Below are 15,456 nucleotides of genomic sequence, written 5' to 3'. Positions count from 1 at the left end.
GGGCAAGGGAGAAAGCAGACCATGCCCAAGATCACCTTCGACAAGGACACCCGCGCCAAGCTGATCGGCGGGCTCTCCGACTACCTGCGGACCGAGCTGGATCTGGAGGTGAAGGGCTTCGACGCCGAGTTCCTGCTGGATTTCATCACCGAACGGCTGGGCCCCTATTTCTACAACCAGGGTCTCCACGACGCCCAGGCCTTGTACCGCGAGAAGCTGGAGGCGATCAGCGAGGCCGTCTACGACATCGAACAGCCGGTGAAGCCGCTGTGAGACCTCCCTCGACTCCGATTTCCCCGGCGAACGCCGGGGCCCAGATGGAAAAGCGCAAGGGGTGGGCTCTAAAAGCTCGGAGCTTTTCCGATCATGAAAGACGTTCGAGATCTGGGCCCCGGCATTCGCCGGGGAGATCGGAATATTTAAGGTCGAAGCCAAACCCTTGCGTCCGGCCGCCGACTAAGGCTGTGATCATGACGGGGCGTCACGAACGTCCCGCCTTCGAGTCGCCGCCCATGTCGAACATCGCCTATTTTCCCAAGCCCCATGTCGATCAAAGGCCGGGCAAGCGGGAGCGGACCAAGACGGCGAACCGCCAGGCGATCCTGGACGCCGCCCGCGCGGTGTTCGGCGAGCTGGGCTACGACGCCGCGACCGTGCGCGACATCATCCGCCGCACCGGCCTCGCCTCAGGCACCTTCTATAACTACTACAAGTCCAAGGAAGAGGTGTTCGACGCCCTGGCCGACGACGGCGCGCGGCGCTTTCGGCCGCTTCTGCGCGCCGAGTCCGAAAAGGCGACCGACTTCGAGAGCTTCGTGCGCGGGGCGATCCTGGCCTATTTCAACTTCGTGGCCACCGAGCAGGAGAGCTGGCGCATCAACCGTCCGCCGGGCGAGCAGATACCGCACGCCCGCCCCTCGCCCGAGATGACCGCGGTGTTCGACGAGGTGCGCGAGGGCTTCGCCCGGGTGCTGGAACGCGCCCACGCTCCGGCCGTCGACCTCGACTACCTGACCTCGGCCTGCATCGCGGTGGCCCGCGAGATCGGCGACAAGATGCTGGAGCGCCGCCCCATCGACACCGAGGGCGCGGCCGACTTCGCGGTCAAGCTGATCCTGGGCGGCCTGCCCGCCTTGCCGAGGTTGTAGGCCTTGACCTCCAAGCGCCCCTCCCCCGTTCTTCCCGGCGAAGGCCGGGATCCAGATCGAGCCCCGAACGCCAGCGGGGTCGGGACAGGCGCGTCTCGGATCATCTCAAACCGCTCGGACCGAATCTGGGCCCCGGCCTTCGCCGGGGAGACGGGTTCGGAGCGACGCTAGACAATATTAAGGGAGCAAACATGGCCTCGGACGCCGCGCAGAAGACCATCCTGAAGCTGATCCTGTCGCTGCCCAGCCCGATCCTGCGGGCCATGTCGGGCGGCGGCGTGGTCTATAAGGGCGGGCGCACGCTGGACCCGCGCTTCCAGTTCTTCGCCCACGCGGCCAAGAAGCTGCCGCCGATGAGCACGCTCTCGCCCGCCGAGGCCGTGGCCGGCAGCGCCCGGGGCCTGGCCGCCGTCCAGGGCCCGCTGGAACCCGGCGTGCGCACCGAGAGCCTGTCGGTCGAGGGGCCGAACGGACCGATCCCCTGCCGCGCCTATCGCCCCGAGAACCAGGACAGCGGCGCGCCGCTGATCGTCTACGCCCACATGGGCGGCGGGGTGATCGGCGACCTGGAGACCTGCCACGCCTTCTGCTCGATCCTGGCGCGGATCTGTCGGACGGCGGTGATCTCGGTCGACTATCGCCTGGCGCCGGACCACAAGTTCCCGGCCGGCCTGGAGGACGTGCTGGCCGCCTACCGCTGGGCGCGGGACAACACCGCCCGCTTCGGCGCCGCGCCGGTCCCGCCGGCCATCGGCGGCGACAGCATGGGCGGCAACTTCTCGGCCATCGTCGCCCAGGAGATGGCGCGCAAGGGCGAGCCTCAGCCGGCCGTGCAGATCCTGATCTATCCGGCCGTGGACGTGGCCAGCGAGACGCCGTCCATGACCACCTACGCCGACGCCTATCCGCTGACCCGCGAGACGATGGACTGGTTCATGGGCCACTATATGGGCCCCGACGCCGACCCGGCCGATCCGCGCCTGTCGCCGGACAAAACCGCCGACCTCTCGGGCCTGGCGCCGGCGGTGGTCGCCACGGCCGGCTTCGACCCGCTGAACGACCAGGGCGAGGCCTACGCCAAGCGCCTGAAGGCGGCGGGCGTGCCGGTCAGCTACCGCTGCTACGACAGCCTGGCGCATGGGTTCACCGCCTTCACCGGCGCGATCCCGGCGGCCGACGCGGCCTGTCGCGAAATCGCGGGGCTGGTGCGGGAAGCGTTCGACCAGCGGGCCACGGCATGAGCCTGTCCGGCCTCACGCTTCCCTTCCCCCTTGATGGGGGAAGGGCAGGGATGGGGGTGACGGCGGCGGGCTTGAGCACCGCCGCGCCCCATCTCGACACGCTGTCACCCCCATCCCCAACCCTTCCCCCATCAAGGGGGAAGGGAGCGTGACCATACCCACGGAGATGCGCGCCCTCGTCGTCGAGGATCTGGCGCCCGACTTCGCCGGCTGCGCGGTGCGCGAGGTCCCGACGCCGACGCCCGGTCCCGGCGAGGCGCTGGTCCGGGCGCGGGCGGCCAGCGTCAACTTTCCCGACCTCCTGATGACCCGGGGCGAGTACCAGTTCAAACCGCCCCTGCCCTTCACGCCGGGCCTCGACCTGGCCGGCGAGGTCGTCGCCCTGGGCGAGGGCGTCACCGGCCTGAAGGTCGGCGACGCGGTGGTCGGCGGGGCGCGGCTGGGCGGGTTCGCCGAATACGCCGTGTTGTCGGCCGACGCCCTGAAGCCCAAGCCCGCGCGGCTGTCCTTCGCCGAGGCCGCCGCCTATGGCGCGGCCTATCTGACGGCCTATGTCGCCCTGGTGCGCCGCGCGCGGGTCGAGCCGGGCGAGTGGGTGCTGGTCCACGGCGCGGCCGGCGGGGTGGGCCTGGCCGCCGTCGACCTGGCCAAGGCCCTGGGCGCGCGGGTCATCGCCGCCTCGGCCTCCGACGACAAGCTGGCCCAGGTCCAGGCGCTGTATGCCCCCGACGCCGTGGTCAATGTCACGAGGGGCTTCCGCGAGCGCGTGAAAGAGATCACCGGCGGCCGGGGGGCCGACGTGATCTACGATCCCGTGGGCGGCGACGTCTTCGACGAGAGCGTGCGCTGCATCGCCTTCGACGGGCGGCTGCTGATCATCGGCTTCACCTCGGGCCGCATCCCGACGGTCTCGGTCAACATGCCGCTGATCAAGGGCTTCTCGGTCATGGGCGTGCGGGCCGGCGAGTACGGCCGCCAGTTCCCGGACAAGGGCCGCGAGAACGGCGAGGCGATCTGGCGGATGGCCGACGAAGGGACCATCCGTCCCCACGTCCACGCCGAACTGCCGCTGGAGCGCTGGCGCGAGGCGTTCGATCTGCTGGCCGATCGCAAGGTGGTGGGCAAGGCGGTGATCGTTCCGTAGCGCCAATCCCTCCGACCTCCCCGGCGAATGCCGGGGTCCAGGTCGAACCCACAAGCCTCAAACAGCGACGAAGACCGGATCTCGGATCATCCCAAAACGCTCCGGATGAATCTGGGCCCCGGCATTCGCCGGGGATATCGGGAAAGAAGAGAACCGTTCTCTAACCCTCTGAACCGACTCAGGTTGACATCCCGCGCCCGTTCTTTTATCCACCGCCCCTCACTCGCGGGACCTGACGTCTCGCGTTCAACGTTTTTGCATTTCGGAGCCACGTCGTGAAGCGCACCTTCCAGCCGTCGAAGCTCGTGCGTGCCCGCCGTCACGGCTACCGCGCGCGCATGGCCACCAAGAACGGCCAAAAGGTCGTCGCGCGTCGCCGCGCCAAGGGCCGCAAGCGCCTGACCGCCTAATTTCTCTTCCTCCCTCGGGAGGCAAGACGATGATCAAAGCCGCCTTTTCCCCAGACCTGTCCTCAGGTTCTCGCCGGAAAGGCGGCTTTTTTCATGCCTGAGACGCCGTCCGCTCTGAAGTTCGAGCGCCTGCGGAAACGCCCCGACTTCCTGCTGGCCGCCAAGGCGCCGGCCCTGTCGCGCGGGGCGGTCTTCGTCCAGATGCGCAAGCGCGAGGACCAGGACCCGGTCGTCCGCGTCGGCTTCACCGCCACCAAGAAGATCGGCGGCGCCGTCGAGCGCAACCGCGCCAAGCGCCGCCTGCGCGAGGCCGCGCGGCTGGTCCTGCCCCTTCATGCGCGCCCCTCGCACGACTATGTGTTCATCGCGCGCGGCGGCACCGGCGCGCGTGAATGGGGGCGTTTGCTTGACGACGTCAAAACCGCGCTGATAAGCCTCGCCGCCGAGTACGATCGCGGGGGCGCCAAGCCTCCCCGGCCCCGCCCCGGCGCGCCGTCCACATCCGCCGCCTCCCAACAACCCGATCTCAAAGTTTCCGGTTAAGCGCTCCATGCAGCAGAACGACAACAAAAACACGATGGCGTTCATCGCCGTCGCGTTCGTGATCCTGATCGGGTACCAGTTCCTCGTCCTGGGTCCGCAGCAGAAGCGCGCCCAGGCCGAGCTTCAGGCCAAGAAGGCCGCCGAAGCCCAGACCGCCGCCAAGGCCGGCGTGACCCTGGACGCCAGCGGCAACCCCGCGCCGATGCGCCTGTCGCGCGACGCCGCCAAGGCCCAGAGCCCGCGCATCGCCGTCGACACCCCCTCGCTGTCGGGCTCGATCGCCCTGAAGGGCGCGCGGATCGACGACCTGTTGCTGCGCAAGTACGCCGAAACCACCGACAAGGGCTCGCCGCCGGTCGAGCTGTTCCGCCCCGAGGGCGCCGAGCACGCCTGGTTCGCCGATTTCGGCTGGGCCGGCGCCAACCTGCCGGGCCTGCCCGACAGCCGCACCGTCTGGACCGCCGCGCCGGGCCAGGTGCTGCGTCCCAATTCGCCGGTCACCCTGACCTATGACAACGGCCAGGGCCTGGTCTTCACCCGCGTGATCGCCGTCGACGCCGACGCGATGTTCACCGTGACCGACAGCGTCAAGAACAACGGGGCCGCCGCCTTCCAGCTGGCCCCCTACGCCAGCGTCCAGCGCCAGGGCATCACCGACAAGCTGGGCAAGACCCAGATCGTCCACGAGGGCGCCATCGGCGTGCTGGGCGCGGGCGACAAGCGCGAGCTGAAGCTGTCCAAGTACGGCGCGTGGAAGAAGGACCATCCGCTGGAGAGCTTCGACTCGACCGGCGGCTGGGCGGGCATCACCGACAAGTACTGGCTGGCGGCGCTGATCCCGGGCCAGGACCAGACGATCAAGGCGCAGTACCGCGTCACGCCCGCGCCCGGCGCCGACATCTATGACGTCAATTTCGTCGGTCCGACCCAGGCCCTGAACCCGGGCGCGACCCTGACCCAGACGACCCGCCTGTTCGCCGGCGCCAAGACCGTGCCGCTGCTGCGCCAGTACGAGTACGGCAAGACCACGCCGCCGGCCATCTGGCAGTTCTGGAACAACCCCAAGGCCGAGATCCCGCGCTTCGACGACGCGGTGGACTGGGGCATGTTCCGCTTCTTCACGCGGCCGATCTTCAACGTGCTGGAGATCTTCTACAAGCTGGTCGGCAACTTCGGCCTGGCCATCATGCTGCTGACCGTCGTGCTCAAGCTCATCCTCTATCCGATGGCGGACAAGAGCTATGAGTCCATGGCCAAGATGAAGAAGATCGCCCCCGAGGTCGAGAAGCTGAAGGCCAAGCACAAGGACGATCCGGCCAAGCAGCAGCAGGAAATGATGGTCCTGTACCAGAAGGAGAAGATCAATCCGATGGTGGGCTGCCTGCCCATCTTCATCCAGATCCCGGTCTTCTATTCGCTGTACAAGGTGCTGACGGTCACGATCGAAATGCGGCACGCGCCGTTCTTCGGCTGGATCCACGACCTGTCGGCCCGCGACCCCAGCACCATCTTCAATCTGTTCGGCCTGATCCCCTGGAATCCGGCGACGGCCCCGATGATCGGCGGCTTCCTGGACGGCAACCTGCACATCGGCGTCTGGCCGCTGCTGTACGGCTTCACCATGTGGCTGACCCAGTCGATGAACCCGCCGGCGGGCGATCCGATGCAGCAGCGCATCTTCCAGTTCTTCCCGATCATCTTCACCTTCACCCTGTCGCAGTTCTCGGTGGGCCTGGTGATCTACTGGTGCTGGAGCAACATCCTGACCATCATCCAGCAGTACGTGATCATGCGCCGCTACAAGGTGGAGACGCCGATCGACCGCATCCTGGCGCGCCTGCAGGGCAAGACCGCAAGCGCGACCTGATGAGCGACGATCCCATCTTCACCGACGAGGAAATCGAGCGGGCCCGGGTGTTCTTCGCCCAACCCGTCTCGTTCGTGATGGGCGCGGTGCGCATGGACGCCATGCCGTCCGCGGACCTGCCCGAGGTGGCCTTCGCCGGCCGCTCCAACGTCGGCAAGTCCAGCCTGATCAACGGCCTGGTGAACCAGAAGTACCTGGCCCGGGCCTCGAACGAGCCGGGCCGCACGCGGGAGATCAACTTCTTCCTGCTGGCCGAGACGGTGCGGCTGGTCGACCTGCCCGGCTATGGCTTCGCCCGCGTCTCGCGCTCGATCGCCGACAAGTTCCAGGACCTGGGCCGGGCCTATCTGCGCGGCCGCCCGAACCTGAAGCGCGTCTATGTGCTGATCGACAGCCGCCACGGCCTGAAAAAGGTCGACCTGGAGGCGCTGGACGCGCTGGACGAGGCGGCGGTGTCCTACCAGATCGTCCTGACCAAGGCCGACAAGATCAAGCCCGCCGAGGTCGACAAGGTCGTGGCCGAGACGCTGAAGGCCATCGCCAAGCGCCCGGCGGCCTTCCCCCGCGTGCTGGCCACCTCGTCCGAAAAGGGCCTGGGGATGCCGGACCTGCGCGCCGAGATCGTCCGGCTGTGCGTCGACGCGTGATCTGATCGCCCAACTCGCGCCGTCATCCCGCGCTTCATGCGCGGGACCCATGGTTCAGCCGCACCGTGAACGCTCCGTTCCGCTCCGCGTCCGCGACCGACAAATGGGTCCCGCGAACAAGTCGCGGGATGACGTGTTGGTTTGGGGATATGTTTGAGCCATTAACCGTGCGCTAGGGTTCCGCCGCCAGAACCACCGCCTTCCGTTTTCCCAGAAAAGCTTCCGACCATGAACCGCCACGACCTGAAGACCTGGCCCAAATATTTCGCCGCCGTGCGGTCGGGCCAAAAGCGCTTCGAGATCCGTCGCAACGACCGCGACTTCAAGGTCGGCGACATCCTGGTGCTGCGCGAGTTCGAGCCCGACACCCAGGACTACACCGGCCAGGTCGAGGAGCGGCAGATCACCTTCCTGCTGTCGGAAGAGGATTATGGCGGGGTGATCCACGGCTTCGTGGCCATCGGCTTTGGCGAGGTGGCGCCGCATCCCGACGCGGCCGGCGACCTGACGCCCGAGGCCCTGGCCCAGTGGCACGAGACCGCCGCCTCCAACGCCGCCCTGCGCGCCCAGGAGGCCCGCAAGGTCTCGGAGAGCTACGCCAAGAGCAACATGGGCGTCGCCCGCGACCGCCACGCGGCCGTCGCCGACTCCGCCGAGGCCGAGGCCGGCTTCCACGCCGCCGCCGCGCGGATCGTGCGCAAGGGCTGAGCTTGGCCCGACGACCACCCCGCGCCCCTGGCGCGACAGGCTCCAAATCAAACATTTAGAGCGTGATAACCGCCGAAACCGCTCACACTTTCGGCTATCACGCTCTAGCTGTGGATGCTCAACAGGTTGTCCTCGGCCTCGCGACGGAAGCGCCCCTACCCGTCCCCCGGCGTGCGCACCGTGATCCCCTTCGCCCGCAGCTTGTCCAGCACCCCGCCCTCGGCGACCAGGGCCCGCAGCGGGAAGATCGCCACGGCGTGGCCGGGCGTCTTCAGAAGGTCGGTCAGCCCTCCGACCTCGTCGTCGACCAGCTGGCGCTTCAGATCGGAGACGCCCGGCAGCAGCAACTCGCAGCGCTCGGCGCTGCGCGGAGCGGCCAGGGCCTCTTTCACGCGGCCCTGCGCCCAGGCGTCGGCCGCCGCCCGGGCTGGCGCGGAGCCGGCCTCGACCGCGTCGAGGGTCTCGGACAGACAGGTCAGCCCCGCCGCCTCGCTGTTCTCGCGCACCAGGGACTTCAGCATCGGCATGGCCTTATGGACCGCCGCCGGCCGCGCCTTGACCCGCCGCTCGCGGGCCAGCTTCTCGATGGTCCGGTCCGGCTCGGACATCTGCAGCTGGGCCTGCTTGTTGGCCTTGCCGTTCAGTTGGAGAGCGACGAACAGCGGCTTCCACTTGCGCCAGCCGTCGTCGTTCTTGTCGACGGCGGTCCAGGCGTGCTGGGTCCGCGCCGCCAGGGCCGGGGCCCGCGCGGTCCAGGCGCCGTCGTCCTTCAGACTGCCCCGCAGCCGCAGCATGGCGGGGATGTCGGTCAGCCCGGCCTGCCAGACCGGCGGCGTCAGCAGGGCGAAGGCGCCGTCGAGGCGACGCTCCAGCACCGTCTTGTCCCAGGCCTGCCCCTTCGGCAGCATGGACGGCATCCCCATCACATAGATCGTGGTGTCGCCGTCCGAGACCCGCCACCACGCCGGGCCGGGCAGCTTGGCGCTGACCACCAGGGCCTCGACCACATTGGCCTGAGGGTCATCGATCGCCTGGGCCTGGGCTTGGGCCTGGCCCCCGACGGTGATCCCCGCCAGCATCAAGCCTGTCAGAAACGCGCGCATTCAGCCTCCCGTTGTTTCGGCTCAACCGTGGCGCGCCGCCATGGCGGAAGCTTGACCTTATTCAGGCGCGGTTACGGTGAAGCCCTTGGCCCGCAGGCGGTCCAGCACGCCGTTCCTCGAACGGCGGCGGAATCGCGCTAAATATGTCGACTGTCCTTGCTTGGCCGACCGCCGTCCGGCCGGTCAAATTAAGGAGTGGCAATGGTGGCGCTCGTCCCGCCGGCGCGCTCCGCCCGAAAGTCCGCTTGATGACCATCCGCCGCCTGCCGCCCGAGACCGTCAACCGCATCGCCGCCGGCGAGGTGGTCGAGCGGCCGGCCAGCGCGATCAAGGAGCTGGTCGACAACGCCATCGACGCCGGCGCCACGCGGATCGAGGTCGAGGCCCACGGCGGCGGCCTGACCCGCATCCTGGTCGCCGACGACGGCTGCGGCCTCACGGCCGAGGAACTGCCGGTGGCCATCGAGCGCCACGCCACCTCCAAGCTGGCCCCGGACGAGGACGGGCTGTGGGACCTCCTGCGCATCCACACCATGGGCTTCCGGGGCGAGGCCCTGCCGTCGATCGGTTCGGTGGCGCGGCTGTCGATCAGCTCCCGCGCCCGAGGCCAGGCCGACGCCTTCTCGATCCTGGTCGAGGGCGGCAGCGTGGGCGACGTCGCCCCCGCCGCCTTCCCCGGCCCGCACGGCGCGCGGATCGAGGTGCGCGACCTGTTCTACGCCACGCCGGCCCGCCTGAAGTTCATGAAGTCCGAACGCGCCGAGGCCCTGGCGATCACCGAGGAGATCAAGCGCCAGGCCATGGCCCACGAGGCCATCACCTTCTCGCTGGACATCGACGGGCGGCGGATCCTGCGCCTGCCGGCCGAGCATCCGGGGCCTCAGGGACGCCTCGCCCGTCTCGCCGCCGTGCTGGGCCGCGACTTCCAGGACAACGCCATCGAGATCGACCAGACGCGCGACGGCGTGCGGCTGGCGGGCTTCGCGGGCCTGCCGACCTACAACCGGGGCAACGCCGCCCACCAGTACCTGTTCGTCAACGGCAGGCCGGTGCGCGACCGCCTGCTGCAAGGCGCCCTGCGCGCGGCCTATGCCGATTTCCTGGCCCGGGACCGCCACCCGACGGCGGCGCTCTACGTCACGCTGGACTCGACCGAGGTCGACATCAACGTCCACCCGGCCAAGGCCGAGGTGCGGTTCCGCGATCCGGCCCTGGTGCGCGGCCTGATCGTCGGCGCCCTGCGGCACGCCCTGGCCGGCGCGGGCCACCGCGCCTCGACCACCGTCGCGGCCCAGGCCCTGGACAGCATCCGCGCCCAGCAGAGTCCGTTCCCGGGCTACCCGCCGGGTCCTTCGCCAGCGGGCTTCTCGGCCTGGCGCGAAGGCGGCTGGACCCCGCCGACGCAGCGGCCCCTGAACATGCAAAGCATGGACTTGCCGGGGCTGACCGAGGTTTCGGCGCGGGTGGAGGGCGATTTCCCCCTCCCCCTCGCGGGGAGCGGGCCAGGGGGTGGGCGCGCGGGCTTTGAAGAGACCGTCGCCGCGCTGACACCCCCACACCCAACCCTCTCCCCGCAAGGGGGAGAGGGCTATATCGACTATCCCCTAGGCGCGGCGCGAGCCCAGGTGCACGAGACCTACATCGTCGCCCAGACCCGCGACGGCATGGTGATCGTCGACCAGCACGCCGCCCACGAACGCCTGGTCTACGAGCGCATGAAGCGCGAGATGGCCGACGGCGGCGTGGCGCGCCAGACCCTGCTGCTGCCCGAGGTCGTCGACCTCGACCCCGCCGAGGCCGAGCGCGTGGTCGCCCGCGCCGAGGAGCTGGCGAGTCTCGGCCTCGTCATCGAAAGCTTCGGCCCCGGCGCGGTGCTGGTGCGCGAGACCCCCGCCCTGCTGGGCAAGACCGACGCCGCCGCCCTGGTCCGCGACATCGCCGACGACCTGGCCGAGAACGGCGCGGCCCTGGCCCTGAAGGAGCGGCTGGAGGAGGTCTGCTCGACCATGGCCTGCCACGGCAGCGTCCGCGCCGGTCGCCGGCTGAACGGCGCCGAGATGAACGCCCTGCTCCGCGAAATGGAGGCCACCCCCCACTCCGGCCAATGCAACCACGGCCGCCCGACCTATGTGGAGCTGAAGCTGGCCGATATCGAGAAGCTGTTCGGGCGGCGCTAGTGCGATAGCGCCCCCTCCGTCTCGTCGCCTGCCGGCGCCGAGCCACCTCCCCCGTTACACGGGTGAGGAGATCGCAGCCTTCTCCTCCCTTGCGAAGCGGGGGAGGTGGCGCGATGCGGATACGCGTCGCGACGGAGGGGGCGCTAAGCCGCCCGCCGCTCCGCGAACGCGCGCATCGCCTCGGCCAGATATTCCGTCAGCCCCGGCGCGATCGCTTCGTAGCGGGCCGTGAACTCCGGGTTGTCCTGATAGAGATGCGCCAAGCCCGCAAAGGCGTCCGGCGTCGGCTCTCGGTTCCAGGACTTGGCGATCCACGCCCAGTGGCGGCGCATGATGGCCGTCACCGGATCGCTGTCGACCGGCAGGCCCTGGCTCAGAGCCCTGGCCATGTCGTGCTCGATCGCGGCGGCCTCTTGCTGGAAGCCGGCCCAGTCGCCCTTGCCCCAGCTCTTCATGCCGGCCGTGGACTGCGCGATCCGCTCGGCCATCGGCTCGCCGTAGCGCTCGACCAGTTCGGCCTCGTGCCTTGCCTGCTTGGCCGGGTCGAATCCCTTGAACATCTCTTTGTCTTCCATCGTCTCGTCTCCTTTGAGGTCGGCGAGGGTGCGGTCCACGATGTCCACCAACCGGGCGTAGCGCTCGGCCTCCGACGCCAGGCGAACCCGGTGGGCGCGCAGGGCGGCGGCGAGGTCGAACCCCGGATCGTCCAAGGCGGCCTGGATGTCCTTCAACGGCGTTTCCAGGGCGCGGTGGAACAGGATCTGCTGCAGACGCAGCAGGTCCTCGCGGTCGTAGTAGCGATAGCCGTTGGCCCCCACGGCGCGGGGGCGCAGCAGGCCGATGGCGTCGTAATGGTGCAGCGCGCGCACCGAGACGCCGGACAGCCTCGCCATCTGTTTGACCGTGTAGACGCTCAAGTGACCTTCCCTCTCGATGGGGCGATCACTCAGGGCTCACGCGGGGTGAGGGTCAAGCGCCCGCGAAACGGCGCCCCGTCAAGCCGCGTTCTTGGCCTGCTCGGCCGCCTCGGGGCCGTCCACGGGCTTGTCCAGCAGGTCGGTGACGATCGGACCCTGGACGCGGGCGACGCCGGCGACCTTGCAGGCCTCCAACTCGACGGCCGAGGTCACATTGGCCACCGCCTGGCGGACGCCCTTGGCGACGTAGCCGGCCTTGCGCTCGACGAACTTGAGGATCTGCTTCAGCCGCGCCTGCTCGGTCTCGCCCGACAGCACCAGGGTGATGCTGTCGACGAGATCGGGGGACAGGCTCTGGATCGGGAAGGTCGGGTCGGTGATCCGGACGTCCATCAGGGCGAAGCCGCCCTTCAGGAAGGCGCGGGCCTGCTGCAGCATACCGATCGAGGCCTCGCGCGGCGTGCCGTAGACCGTGGCGCACAGGCGCGGGCGCTGGTCCAGCGGGTAGCGCGACAGGCGGCCGCGATAGGCGTCCTGCGAGGACGGCGTGGTCAGGTTCCAGAAGCTGAACGGCACATGGATCTCGCCGAACGCGGCGGTCTTCAACGCGGCCTGGGCGTCGGTCAGGCAGATCAGGTCGCGCTTGAGCAGCTTGGCGTCGTCCTCGGGGACCGGGCCGATCAGGTCGGCGCGCAGGCCGATGGCCGAGCCGACGAAAACGCCCTGGGCCAGGTCCTGGACGCCCCACCAGCCGGTCTCGGCGGCCGGCGGCGGGCTCTCGATCCGCGCCGCCGTCTTCGGCGGAGCGGGCTTGGCGGCGGGGGGCGGATCGGCGACGGGGGGCTGGGCGGCGGCGGCCTTCTCGGCGGCCTGGGCCTTGGCTTCCTCGCGCGTGCAGGGCAGCGGGTGAACGGAGTCGGCGCGGACGACGTGGACGCGGCCGGCGTCGCCGCCATAGCCCTCGCCCGCCATCAGGCCCATCAGCTCCTTCTCCGACAGGCTGGCGAATTTCAGGACCGCCTGCTCGTCGCCCTCGAAGCTCATCAGGGCGATCGTGCCGATCGGGCGGCCGGGGAACAGCACCTTTTCGAGCTCGGCGGCCAGGGCCTGCAGCTCGGTGGGATCCAGCTGGTCGACGCGCGTGTCGGCGATGACGAAGGCCAGGGGCGCCACGGCCCCGCACTTGCGCGGCTTGCGCCAGCGGGCTTTCAGGAACGCGTCCGCGACGCCCTGCGCCTTGTGCTTGGGCACTTCTCCGGGACGGCTTTCTCCGTCCGTGAACAGGATACGCAGGCATGCGATGGCCGTCATGGGGACCGACGCTAGCGCCTGATGCTTTTGGAAGTCTTACGACCGTCGAGAGAACGGCGTTTTATTTCGCCAGGTCGTCAGACGAAGGTTTCGGCGAGGCGGAACTCCAGCCGTTCACGGATCGCCGGCCAGTCGTAGTCGGTGATCGAGAAGACGGCGGTGTCGCGCACGTGGCCGGTCCAGGTGATCTTGTGGTTGCGCAGCACGCCTTCCTTGCTGGCGCCCAGCTTCTCGATGGCGGCCTGGCTGCGCGCGTTGCGCACGTCGGTCACCAGCTCGACGCGGATGGCCCCGGCCTTGTCGAAGGCGTGGGACAGCATCAGGCGCTTGCTCTCGGGGTTCACCGGACCCGAGCGCGCGTCGGGGTTCAGGAAGGTGGAGCCGATCTCCAAACCCCCGTGCAGCCTGCGGATATTGAGGTAGCTGGAGGTGCCGACCACCTTGCCGTCCGACAGTCGGCGGATGGCGTAGCCGATGCGTTCGCCCCGCTGGGTCTCGCCTTGCAGCGCGCCCCAGAAGTCCTCGAAGCCCTCGCCGCAGCCGTTGACCGACATGATCTCCCAGCTGTCGGGATCGCAGTCGATGGCCCCCTTCAGTTCGTCGCGATGGTCGACGGTGACGGGTTCGAGCCGGACGTAGCGGCCCTCGAGCGTATCGGCGGTCAGGTTCAGCATGGGGGTCTTTTCGGCCAGGCGCGCCGACATGACAACCCGGTTCGGCGCGTTCGGCGCGACGATCGGGCGCATGGCGCTTGCCGCGCCGGTCAGGGCGGTCTACAAAAGCTTCAAACAACTGTTTGACACGAGAGAGCGGGAAGAGGGAACGGCCATGGATTTCGACATCTCCCCCAAGCAACGCGCCTTCCTGGATCGCGTGACGGCGTTCATGGACGAGCACGTCTATCCGGCCGTCCCGGCCTACGAGGCCGAGATGAACGTGCTGGGCGCCGAACGCTGGAAGGTGGTCCAGGTCGTCGAGGAGCTGAAGAAGAAGGCCAAGGCCGCCGGCCTGTGGAACTTCTTCATGCCGCCGCACAGCGGCCAGCATCACGTCGACGACACCTTCGAGTTCGAAGGCGAGCAGCTGACCAACCTGGAATACAGCCTGATCGCCGAACAGATGGGCAAGGTCGGCTTCGCCTCGGAAGTCTTCAACTGCTCGGCGCCCGACACCGGCAACATGGAAGTGCTGATGCGCTACGGCACCCTGGCGCAGAAGGAAAAGTGGCTGCGTCCGCTGATGAACGGCGAGATCCGCTCGGCCTTCCTGATGACCGAGCCGGCGGTGGCCAGCTCCGACGCCACCAACATCGAGACCCGCATCGAGCGCGACGGCGACCACTATGTGATCAACGGCCGCAAGTGGTGGAGCTCGGGCGTGGGCGACCCGCGCTGCAAGGTGGCGATCGTGATGGGCAAGACCGATCCGACCGCCTCGACCCACAGCCAGCAGAGCCAGGTCCTGGTGCCGCTGGACGCGCCGGGCATCGAGATCGTCCGGATGCTGCCGGTGTTCGGCTATGACGACGCCCCGCACGGCCACGCCGAGGTTATCCTGAAGGACGTGCGCGTGCCGATCGAGGACGCCCTGCTGCTGGGCGAGGGCCGCGGCTTCGAGATCGCCCAGGGGCGCCTCGGTCCGGGCCGCATCCACCACTGCATGCGCACCATCGGCACGGCGGAAGTCGCGCTGGAAAAGATGGTCCAGCGCCTGATGACCCGTAAGGCGTTCGGCAAGTACATCTCCGACCACTCGGTCTGGGAGCAGCGCATCGCCGAGGCCCGCATCGACATCGAGATGTGCCGCCTGCTGTGCCTGAAGGCCGCCGACATGATGGACAAGGCCGGCAACAAGTCGGCCCGCCTGGAAATCGCGATGATCAAGGTCGCCGCGCCGCGCCTGGCCCTGAAGATCATCGACGACGCCATCCAGGCCCACGGCGGCGGCGGCGTGACCACCGACTACGGCCTGGCCAAGGCCTATGCCGGCATCCGCACCCTGCGCCTGGCCGACGGTCCGGACGAGGTGCACTGCCGCACCATCGCCCGCATGGAAATGTCCAAGTACGGCGACCTGGCCTACAAGCAGAAGGCCGAACGCGACGCGGCCCTGCACGTGCCGGGGATCCGGTAGCCAGCGCCCTTCCCCCTTGATGGGGGAAGGGTTTGGGATGGGGGTGATCGCTGAGTCGGCGGCGTCGCGCGGCATCAACCCCCGTAGTCACCCCCCACCCCAAACCC

At 69.0% G+C, this 15,456-nt stretch carries 15 protein-coding genes; 11 read left to right on the top strand and 4 right to left on the bottom strand.

Features of this window, described 5'->3' with window-relative positions; translation table 11 throughout:
• The first annotated feature begins 21 nt into the window (after positions 1 to 21).
• From OR37_RS16440 to OR37_RS16400, 9 genes are all read left to right on the top strand, one after another.
• Positions 22 to 273, top strand: coding sequence for a DUF2164 domain-containing protein (locus OR37_RS16440; RefSeq protein ID WP_004622345.1), 252 nt, complete (start codon positions 22 to 24; stop codon positions 271 to 273).
• Positions 274 to 512: 239 nt separating this feature from the next.
• Complete coding sequence (locus tag OR37_RS16435) at positions 513 to 1,148, top strand: TetR/AcrR family transcriptional regulator (protein WP_004622343.1); 636 nt, start codon at positions 513 to 515, stop codon at positions 1,146 to 1,148.
• Between the two features lie 191 nt (positions 1,149 to 1,339).
• Positions 1,340 to 2,389, top strand: a complete 1,050-nt coding sequence (locus OR37_RS16430) for an alpha/beta hydrolase (protein WP_004622341.1) — start codon at positions 1,340 to 1,342, stop codon at positions 2,387 to 2,389.
• A gap of 166 nt (positions 2,390 to 2,555) precedes the next feature.
• Positions 2,556 to 3,533 (top strand): NADPH:quinone oxidoreductase family protein, encoded by a 978-nt coding sequence (locus OR37_RS16425; RefSeq protein ID WP_035017588.1) that lies wholly within the window; start codon positions 2,556 to 2,558, stop codon positions 3,531 to 3,533.
• Positions 3,534 to 3,808: 275 nt separating this feature from the next.
• Positions 3,809 to 3,943, top strand: a complete 135-nt coding sequence (rpmH, locus tag OR37_RS16420; RefSeq protein ID WP_004622337.1) for a 50S ribosomal protein L34 — start codon at positions 3,809 to 3,811, stop codon at positions 3,941 to 3,943.
• 93 nt (positions 3,944 to 4,036) lie between these two features.
• Positions 4,037 to 4,486, top strand: a complete 450-nt coding sequence (gene rnpA, locus OR37_RS16415) for a ribonuclease P protein component (protein WP_004622331.1) — start codon at positions 4,037 to 4,039, stop codon at positions 4,484 to 4,486.
• Positions 4,487 to 4,493: 7 nt separating this feature from the next.
• On the top strand, positions 4,494 to 6,353 hold the full coding sequence (gene yidC / locus OR37_RS16410; protein ID WP_004622329.1) for a membrane protein insertase YidC: 1,860 nt from the start codon (positions 4,494 to 4,496) through the stop codon (positions 6,351 to 6,353).
• Complete coding sequence (gene yihA / locus OR37_RS16405; protein WP_004622326.1) at positions 6,353 to 7,000, top strand: ribosome biogenesis GTP-binding protein YihA/YsxC; 648 nt, start codon at positions 6,353 to 6,355, stop codon at positions 6,998 to 7,000. Before yidC ends, yihA begins: the two co-directional genes overlap by 1 nt.
• Before the next feature lie 228 nt (positions 7,001 to 7,228).
• Positions 7,229 to 7,708, top strand: a complete 480-nt coding sequence (locus OR37_RS16400) for an ASCH/PUA domain-containing protein (RefSeq protein WP_004622324.1) — start codon at positions 7,229 to 7,231, stop codon at positions 7,706 to 7,708.
• A 155-nt stretch (positions 7,709 to 7,863) separates the two neighbouring features.
• Here the strand turns inward: OR37_RS16400 and OR37_RS16395 are convergent, their stop codons facing one another.
• Positions 7,864 to 8,811, bottom strand: a complete 948-nt coding sequence (locus OR37_RS16395) for a TraB/GumN family protein (RefSeq protein ID WP_004622321.1) — start codon at positions 8,809 to 8,811, stop codon at positions 7,864 to 7,866.
• A 248-nt stretch (positions 8,812 to 9,059) separates the two neighbouring features.
• Here OR37_RS16395 and mutL point away from each other — a divergent pair, with 248 nt between their 5' ends.
• Positions 9,060 to 10,988, top strand: a complete 1,929-nt coding sequence (gene mutL / locus OR37_RS16390) for a DNA mismatch repair endonuclease MutL (protein WP_004622320.1) — start codon at positions 9,060 to 9,062, stop codon at positions 10,986 to 10,988.
• 143 nt (positions 10,989 to 11,131) lie between these two features.
• On the opposite strand, the gene OR37_RS16385 is transcribed toward mutL, so the two are convergent.
• The 3 genes from OR37_RS16385 to OR37_RS16375 all read right to left on the bottom strand — a co-directional run bounded on the left by OR37_RS16385 (position 11,132) and on the right by OR37_RS16375 (position 13,890).
• On the bottom strand, positions 11,132 to 11,905 hold the full coding sequence (locus tag OR37_RS16385; RefSeq protein WP_004622318.1) for a MerR family transcriptional regulator: 774 nt from the start codon (positions 11,903 to 11,905) through the stop codon (positions 11,132 to 11,134).
• A gap of 78 nt (positions 11,906 to 11,983) precedes the next feature.
• Entirely contained in the window at positions 11,984 to 13,216 is a 1,233-nt protein-coding gene (locus OR37_RS16380) for a hypothetical protein (RefSeq protein ID WP_004622316.1), read from the bottom strand.
• A gap of 77 nt (positions 13,217 to 13,293) precedes the next feature.
• Positions 13,294 to 13,890, bottom strand: a complete 597-nt coding sequence (locus tag OR37_RS16375) for a GNAT family N-acetyltransferase (RefSeq protein ID WP_085953277.1) — start codon at positions 13,888 to 13,890, stop codon at positions 13,294 to 13,296.
• A 154-nt stretch (positions 13,891 to 14,044) separates the two neighbouring features.
• On the opposite strand from OR37_RS16375, the gene OR37_RS16370 reads away from it, so the two are divergent.
• The gene (locus tag OR37_RS16370; protein WP_004622312.1) at positions 14,045 to 15,349 is read left to right on the top strand and encodes an acyl-CoA dehydrogenase family protein; all 1,305 of its coding nucleotides are present in this window, start codon (positions 14,045 to 14,047) and stop codon (positions 15,347 to 15,349) included.
• Positions 15,350 to 15,456: the final 107 nt, after the last annotated feature.

Source organism: Caulobacter vibrioides OR37, from assembly GCF_000372645.1.
Classification (GTDB): Bacteria; Pseudomonadota; Alphaproteobacteria; order Caulobacterales; family Caulobacteraceae; genus Caulobacter; species Caulobacter vibrioides_E.
This window is presented reverse-complemented; position numbering and strand designations above follow the sequence as displayed.

Excerpts from the sequence above, each read along its gene's own strand:
- OR37_RS16430 (WP_004622341.1), top strand. The coding sequence starts at position 1,340 with ATGGCCTCGGACGCCGCGCAGAAGACCATCCTGAAGCTGATCCTGTCG.
- OR37_RS16370 (WP_004622312.1), top strand. The coding sequence starts at position 14,045 with ATGGATTTCGACATCTCCCCCAAGCAACGCGCCTTCCTGGATCGCGTG.
- mutL (WP_004622320.1), top strand. The coding sequence starts at position 9,060 with ATGACCATCCGCCGCCTGCCGCCCGAGACCGTCAACCGCATCGCCGCC.
- rnpA (WP_004622331.1), top strand. The coding sequence starts at position 4,037 with ATGCCTGAGACGCCGTCCGCTCTGAAGTTCGAGCGCCTGCGGAAACGC.
- OR37_RS16425 (WP_035017588.1), top strand. The coding sequence starts at position 2,556 with ATGCGCGCCCTCGTCGTCGAGGATCTGGCGCCCGACTTCGCCGGCTGC.
- yidC (WP_004622329.1), top strand. The coding sequence starts at position 4,494 with ATGCAGCAGAACGACAACAAAAACACGATGGCGTTCATCGCCGTCGCG.
- OR37_RS16375 (WP_085953277.1), bottom strand. The coding sequence starts at position 13,890 with ATGCTGAACCTGACCGCCGATACGCTCGAGGGCCGCTACGTCCGGCTC.
- OR37_RS16435 (WP_004622343.1), top strand. The coding sequence starts at position 513 with ATGTCGAACATCGCCTATTTTCCCAAGCCCCATGTCGATCAAAGGCCG.
- OR37_RS16380 (WP_004622316.1), bottom strand. The coding sequence starts at position 13,216 with ATGACGGCCATCGCATGCCTGCGTATCCTGTTCACGGACGGAGAAAGC.
- OR37_RS16400 (WP_004622324.1), top strand. The coding sequence starts at position 7,229 with ATGAACCGCCACGACCTGAAGACCTGGCCCAAATATTTCGCCGCCGTG.
- OR37_RS16395 (WP_004622321.1), bottom strand. The coding sequence starts at position 8,811 with ATGCGCGCGTTTCTGACAGGCTTGATGCTGGCGGGGATCACCGTCGGG.
- OR37_RS16440 (WP_004622345.1), top strand. The coding sequence starts at position 22 with ATGCCCAAGATCACCTTCGACAAGGACACCCGCGCCAAGCTGATCGGC.
- yihA (WP_004622326.1), top strand. The coding sequence starts at position 6,353 with ATGAGCGACGATCCCATCTTCACCGACGAGGAAATCGAGCGGGCCCGG.